This is a genomic window from Protofrankia sp. CiP1_Cm_nod2 (genome assembly GCF_920664355.1).
Taxonomy (GTDB): Bacteria; Actinomycetota; Actinomycetes; order Frankiales; family Frankiaceae; genus Protofrankia.
This window is the reverse complement of sequence record NZ_CAKKTL010000272.1, coordinates 1-6,407: the sequence shown is the minus strand read 5'-3', so window position 1 is coordinate 6,407 and position 6,407 is coordinate 1. Positions and strand designations below refer to the sequence as shown.

General features: G+C 70.2%; 8 protein-coding genes. 2 read left to right on the top strand and 6 right to left on the bottom strand.

Annotated elements, in window-relative coordinates; all coding sequences use genetic code 11:
- Positions 1-169: 169 nt before the first annotated feature.
- A complete protein-coding gene (locus NBW84_RS21395) occupies positions 170-601 on the bottom strand; it encodes a PIN domain-containing protein (RefSeq protein ID WP_250286794.1) in 432 nt (143 codons plus the stop codon).
- A gap of 9 nt (positions 602-610) precedes the next feature.
- Positions 611-868 (bottom strand): type II toxin-antitoxin system Phd/YefM family antitoxin, encoded by a 258-nt coding sequence (locus NBW84_RS21390; RefSeq protein WP_250286793.1) that lies wholly within the window; start codon positions 866-868, stop codon positions 611-613.
- Positions 869-1,080: 212 nt separating this feature from the next.
- Here NBW84_RS21390 and NBW84_RS21385 point away from each other — a divergent pair, with 212 nt between their 5' ends.
- Positions 1,081-1,632: a toll/interleukin-1 receptor domain-containing protein gene (locus tag NBW84_RS21385; protein ID WP_250286790.1), complete on the top strand. Its 552-nt coding sequence runs from the start codon at positions 1,081-1,083 to the stop codon at positions 1,630-1,632.
- A gap of 4 nt (positions 1,633-1,636) precedes the next feature.
- Here the strand turns inward: NBW84_RS21385 and NBW84_RS21380 are convergent, their stop codons facing one another.
- The 3 genes from NBW84_RS21380 to NBW84_RS21370 form a co-directional block, all read right to left on the bottom strand.
- Positions 1,637-2,326, bottom strand: a complete 690-nt coding sequence (locus NBW84_RS21380) for a TetR/AcrR family transcriptional regulator (RefSeq protein ID WP_250286787.1) — start codon at positions 2,324-2,326, stop codon at positions 1,637-1,639.
- Between the two features lie 361 nt (positions 2,327-2,687).
- A complete protein-coding gene (locus NBW84_RS21375) occupies positions 2,688-3,554 on the bottom strand; it encodes an N-acetylmuramoyl-L-alanine amidase (protein ID WP_250286783.1) in 867 nt (288 codons plus the stop codon).
- 50 nt (positions 3,555-3,604) lie between these two features.
- Positions 3,605-4,522, bottom strand: coding sequence for a DUF3097 domain-containing protein (locus tag NBW84_RS21370; protein WP_250286779.1), 918 nt, complete (start codon positions 4,520-4,522; stop codon positions 3,605-3,607).
- Between the two features lie 342 nt (positions 4,523-4,864).
- Here NBW84_RS21370 and NBW84_RS21365 point away from each other — a divergent pair, with 342 nt between their 5' ends.
- The gene (locus NBW84_RS21365; RefSeq protein WP_250286777.1) at positions 4,865-5,455 is read left to right on the top strand and encodes an isochorismatase family protein; all 591 of its coding nucleotides are present in this window, start codon (positions 4,865-4,867) and stop codon (positions 5,453-5,455) included.
- A gap of 111 nt (positions 5,456-5,566) precedes the next feature.
- Here the strand turns inward: NBW84_RS21365 and NBW84_RS21360 are convergent, their stop codons facing one another.
- Positions 5,567-5,860, bottom strand: coding sequence for a DUF4193 domain-containing protein (locus tag NBW84_RS21360; protein WP_250286775.1), 294 nt, complete (start codon positions 5,858-5,860; stop codon positions 5,567-5,569).
- Positions 5,861-6,407 lie beyond the last annotated feature (547 nt).

Below are 6,407 nucleotides of genomic sequence, written 5' to 3'. Positions count from 1 at the left end.
TCCACTGCTTGCTCCCTTTGGGCGGTTTTGCCGGGAGCGCGTGTTTGTCGGGGGAGTGAGCCTCTGCCGTCCTGCGGTGGGGGTTGACGGGAGCCGCGATGGGCTGGTCCGGGATGCTCCAGCTTTCCCCGGCTTCGCCGCCCTTCGGCTGGCGTCGGTGGCCTACCCGTCAACCATGGGAGTCGAAGAAGAGCCCGACCCGATCGGTTGTCCAGGTCGGGACGCCAGTGCCAAAGAAGTCCTGATCCTCGGTCCAGATCGGGCAATCCAGAACAAGAGCGGTCGCAAGCACCGGCCAGTCGTCGGCATCTCGGTCAACAATACGAGCCAGTGCGGCGTCACGGGCAAGCCCATAGGTGTCCGCATCGATGCCGAGAACGATTGGCTCGAGACCGTCGAGAACAGCGAGCGCGGCCTGCGGGTCGAGACCTCGTTTGGAGAGGATGCCGGTCAGGTACCTCCTTGCATCCAGGTACGCGACGTCAGGGGCGAAGAACGCCACCTTGCCGGCACAGGTAATCACAAGATCCCGCACACGTTTCCCCAGCGCAGCTCGGATCAGGATGTTCGCGTCAAGGACCAGGCTCTTCTGTTCTGACATGACGGCGTGTCAGGCGGTGGGCCGCTTGCGTCGGGCAGCCTTGAACTCGGACACGACCGCGTCGACCTCGACATCTCCCTGTGCCAGAAGCCCATCGAGAGCGGCAGCTGCCGCCTTGAGCGCGGCCAGCTCGGCATCAAGATCGGACTTGGCGGGGATGAAGTAGCCGACCGTACGACCGTGACGGGTCACTGCCACCGGCTCGTCAGAAGCGATGTAGTCGGCCAGGCCAGCGCGGAACTCACGGATGCCTACCTTGGTCACCATGGCACACCTCCTCATATTTGTGAATCACGGTGTACACAACTGCCATCGGGTCTCCGAGCGCCATACAGGTCACGTCGGCTGATGGCCGGGATGCACGGTGGGGCCGGCCAGGAACTCAGGTGGCCTGACTGCTCACGTAGAGTCGGGCCTGGCGGGTGAGGCGTCCGATCCTCGGTCCGGTCGCCCGGTGGCGGTGCCGTACGGGGGCCGGTGTGTCTCTTACCTTCATCAGTTACGCGTCGGAGGATCGCGCGGCGGCGGACCTGCTCAGGAGCAGGCTTGTCGCCGCCGGGTTCGCCGGCGTCTTTCTTGACTCCGATGGCATCCCACCGGCGGCCCGGTGGGAGAAGCATCTCTGGCGGGAGCTCCGCCGCGCGGACGCCGTAGTGTTTCTCGGGAGCCGCCGTTCCGCCGACTCACAGTGGTGTCACATTGAGCTCGTCTACGCGTGGGACAGGGGGATTCCGGTTTTTCCCGTCCGGCTGGAGCCGGGTCTCCAGCTCTCCCTGCTCACCGACACCCAGTGGATCGACGCGTCCGCGGGAGGCGGGTGGCACCACACGCCGTTCATGGCCGGCGCAGGAGCCGTTCAGGCGTGGGATCTGGCGCTGCGCCGGCGGATACTGTGGTGGTGGCGTGAGGAGCTGAACACGGCTCCGCCCGTTCGTGGCCGACGGGTGGGCGAACAGCGGGTGCCAACGCGGGAGCCGACGCGGTGCTCCCGCAGCTCCCTCGCTCGCGGCCGGCGGCGCCGGCCGGAGTGATGGGTCAGTGGGCCGGGCTGAGGTCGCTGAGGATCAGGCGGGCGACGGTGCGGATGATGTCGTCGTCGCCGACGGGGAGCTCCTGGGCGCGGCAGTAGTACCAGGCGCGTTCGAGCATCCCCATGATCGATAATCCCAGGGCCTCCGGCACGATGGTCGGCTCGGCCTGGCGGCCGCGCAGGTTCGCCCCCAGCAGGAACGCGACCCGCATCTGCATCCGTCTGCTGCTGGTGCGGAACTGCTCGTCCGCTGGCGCGGAGGGACCAGAGGCGAAGATGAACGCGCCATGCACGTCCATGAACGCGAAGTAGGCACGCACCCATCCGATCACGTCGGGCAGGTCGCACGGCCGCGGCATCACCTCCCAGCGGGAAACAATCTTGAGAATGTCCCGGTAGGCGTTCTCCCCGAGAGCGTTGAATACCTCACGCTTGTCACGGAAGTAGGTGTAGAAGCCGGCCCGCGAGATCCCGCACGCGTCGGTGATGTTGCCGATCCGGGTGCCCGCGTAGCCGCGGTCGAGAAACAGCCGGCGCGCCCCCTCGAGGATGGCGTCGCGGGTACGGGCCGCCCGCTGGCCAAGTGCGGCGTCCCGCCGCGTCGTCGCTGCCGCCGTCCCTTCGTCGATGACGCCCCTCCTTGGTCCGGCGCATGGCGACGCAGGGTCGACCGGTATGTTCACGACTGCCCCCATGCGGTCGAAAATCCCGCTATAGCGGACAATTTTACTGCTTGATGCTTTCCGTCAATATGCTGTCGCCAGAACGACAGCCGAGTGCGCGAAAGCACCTCGGCAAATCATGTCAAACAGAGTTGAATCGCTAGTTTACAGGAATATCTGCCTTTGTCGCAAGATGCTACATATACGAAATATCGGTGACGTCGACGCGCCACTGGCCGAGCTGGCGGCGCGGACCCGTGCCGTTGGCGCGGCTCGGCCGATATGGCTCGGCAAATGCACGTGCGCGAAGCTCGGGAACGCCACCCACACCCAACCAGGGCATCGCGCCGTCCGGTAACCATGTGGTGGACGTGTGGTCGGGAAGACGGTGTGCTCAGGAAGGCGGTACGGTCAGGAAGGCGGTTATCCCGTCCGTGATGCCCTGCGCGGCACGCCCGCGCCACGCGGGGTCGGAGACCCGCGCGGCATCGGCGGGATTGCGCATGTTGGCGCACTCGATGAACACCTTGGGCACCCGGGAGAGGTTCAGGCCACCCAGATCCGTACGGAACGCCAGGCCGTCGTGCGCGATGTAGTCCGCCCGGGTTTCGCCGGTGCTCCGTTCGAACGCGGCGCCCACCGCGTCCGCCAGCCGGGCCGACGGGGCGAGGATCACGGCGTTGCCGCCGTCCGGGCTCAGGCTCGGGGCGATGACATGGAACCCGGTACCGCTCGCCGGGCCGCCGTCGGCGTGCACGGACACGGCCGCGTCCGCGTGCGCGTCGTTGCCGATACGGGCCCGCTCGTCGATGCACGGGCCGACCCCGTTGTCGTCCGTCCTGGTCAGGACGACGGTGGCGCCTCGGCCACGCAGCAGTTCGGCCACGCGGGTGGCCACGTCGAAGGTGAACGCGTGCTCGGGATACCCGTCGACGGTCTGCGAGCCGACGGTGTCGCACTCCTTGGCGATGCCGCCGGCGAGCACCTTCCGGTTGATCGCTGCGGGCGCCCTCGCGTTGCCCCCGTTATGGCCGGGATCGAGCAGGACGGTGCGCCCGCGCAGCAGGTCCGGCCTGGCCGCGGCCCCGGCTCCGGCCGCGCTCGGCTCGGGCGACGGCGACGCCGCGGCCGCCCCGGACATCCCGAACGGCGGCGGGGGCGGGCCGGAACGCGCCGCGTGCACCGCGAAGGCCACGATCGCGACCACCACGACGAGTGCGACGACAAAACCCGGCCTGAGCGCTCTCCACCGCGGTGGCATCTAGCGTCGCCCCGTCCGGGACAAGGGGATGCCGGCGGCGGGACCGGGCCTCATGTCCGGCCGCTTTCGCGTCCCCCGTAGCGTTCCGCGCCGCGTTCGTCGCCGTGCTTGCCGTCGCCGTGCTTGCCGTCGCCGTGCTCGTCGTCACCGTCGCCCGCCGGTACCGCGACGAAGTCGATGAGACGTTCGACCGCGCCGAGCAGGCCGGCTTCGACGTCCGTGTAGGAACGCACGCCGGCGAGCACCCGGCGCCACATGTCGGCGGGCTCGGCGACGCCCAGTGCGCGGCACACCCCCTCCTTCCACGGCTGGCCCCGGGGTACCTGGGGCCAGGCCGCGATGCCCACGGAGGACGGCTTGACCGCCTGCCAGATGTCCACGTAGGGATGCCCGGTGACGAGCACGTACGGTGACGTCACGGACGCGGCGATGCGGCTCTCCTTGGAGCCGGCGACCAGATGGTCGACGAGCACGCCGAGACGGCGCCGCGGGCCAGGCCGGAAGGCGGCGACCAGCGCGGGCAGGTCGTCGACGCCGTCCAGGCTTTCCACGACGACGCCCTCCACCCGCAGGTCGTCGCCCCAGATGCGTTCGACGAGCGTGGCGTCGTGCAGCCCCTCCACGTAGATCCGGCTCGCCCGCGCGACCCGGGCCGGCTGGCCGGGCACGGCGATGGAGCCGGACGCCGTGCGGGCCGGGGCCGCCGGCACCGGCCGTCCCGGCCGGGTCAGCGTCACCGTCCGCCCGTCCAGCAGGAACGCGCCCGCGGCAAGGGGGAAGGCGCGGCGGCGGCCGTGCCTGTCCTCCAGCACGACCCCGCCCGCCTCAGCCTCGATCACCGCCCCGCAGAAACCGGTCGCGGTGTCCTCGACGACGAGGCCGGGGGTGGCCTCGACCGACGGCGGCGCGGCGGGCCGCGCACGCCCGCTCCGCGCCAGCACGTCGGGCCCGTAGTCTCTGCTGCGCACCCGACCACTGTAACGGGGCGGTATGACAACCGCGCATCAGCTTTGAATCCGTACGTATCCTGTACGGATACGGCCGGCACCGGCGTTCGTGGCAGATACCACATCAAACGGGTACCGCATCAAACGGGTACCACGTCAAGCGGATACCACGTCAAGCGGATACCACGTCAATTCGGCACCGGCGACCCGGCCCGGGCAATCCGGCATGGGCCCGGGTGGGCGGGGCCTGAATGCCGACGGGCAATATCCGGCAAACGCCTGGCATCCGTATGCGGGCGGGCCGCGCCCCACCGTGGGAGGCCCGGAATGCCGCGGCAGGCCGGCAGTGGGCAGAATCGGCTCATGACCGACGACTACGGGCCGGGCGTCGCACTCCTGGTGATCGACGTCCAGAACGACTTCGCCGCGCCGACTGGCAGCCTGTACGTGACCGGCGGCGAGGAGATCATCCCACTCGTCAACGACGAGATCGGACGGGCCGTGGCCGCGGGCTCACCGGTCGTCTACACGCAGGACTGGCATCCGCCGGCCACCCCGCACTTCGTCACCGGCGGCGGCATCTGGCCGCCGCACTGCGTGCGGGAGACCGAAGGCGCGCGGCTGCATCCGGCCCTGCGGGTCGACGGGACGATCGTGCGCAAGGGGACGGGCGGCGAGGACGGCTATTCCGGATTCACCGTACGGGACCCGCTCACCGACGCCGGCCGGGCGACCGAGCTGGTCGACGTCCTCACCGCTCAGGGGGTCCGCAGGATCGTCGTGGCCGGCCTTGCCGGGGACCACTGTGTGAAGGCAACGGCCCTGGACGGCCGAGCGCTGGGTTTCGACGTGGTGGTCCCGCTAGCCCTTACCCGCTTCGTCAGCCTGCGGCCCGGGGACGAGGAACGGGCCGTCGCGCAGATGCGGGAGGCAGGGATCCAGGTACTCACCTGATCATCAGCACTCACCTGATCATCAGGACGACCGGGTGGGCCCGCCCCGCCCCGCCCGCGGCGCACGGGGGCCCACCCGGCACGGCTCCATGGCCCGCGCGGCCCGTCCGGCCTACGCGGCGCAGTCCGCGCAGATCATCCGCCGGCTGTCGGCGAGCTGGCTGCGGTGATGGACCAGGAAACAGCTCGTGCAGGTGAACTCGTCCGCCTGTCGGGGCAGTACGCGGACAGTAAGTTCCTCCCCGGACAGGTCCGCGCCGGGCAGGTCGAGCTCGGACTCGAACGGGTCGACATCGTCCCCGAGGTCGGCCGCCGCGTCCGCCCGTCGTGCCTTGAGCGCCTCCAGACTCTGCTCGGCGACCTCCTCGGCATCGCTGATCCGGGGGGTGTCGTAATCGGTGGCCACTGAAATACTCCCGTGAAATTAAGTGCGCTGCTCTCTCGTGCCCCACCCACAACGCACGGCCGGTGGGGTATGTGCCCGCCCGGACGATCCCGAACAGATGTGGCCTTCGCCACACCTGTTGCGCTCCCACGTCCCAGGTGTCATCGGACGCCGGCGGGCATCGGGCCGGGGGCGCCCGCCGGGGCCACCATCACCCCCGGCGGCTCCCCCGGCGACGCGGAGGAAGTCTCCCCCGACAACGCCTGGGAAATCCTCCGGGAACGCGCGGAAGGCGGCTCACCGGGAACGGGTGACCCGGCCCGGCATACCCCGCCCGGCACACGCCCGAACACGGGAACCGCGGCAGGAGCCGGCCGTCCCGCCCGGCCCCGCCAGCATGCGCCCGGCCCCGCCAGCATGCGCCCGGCCCTGCCAGCATGCGCCGGCGACAGGCTGCCCGTCAGGTGCGGAGCGGCCCCGCGCCGCGACCCACCCCCCTGACCCGCGCCCGGACCACGTTGCCCGCTGGGAGCCCGGCTCATGCCGGCCGGCCCGCATGAGCCCGGAG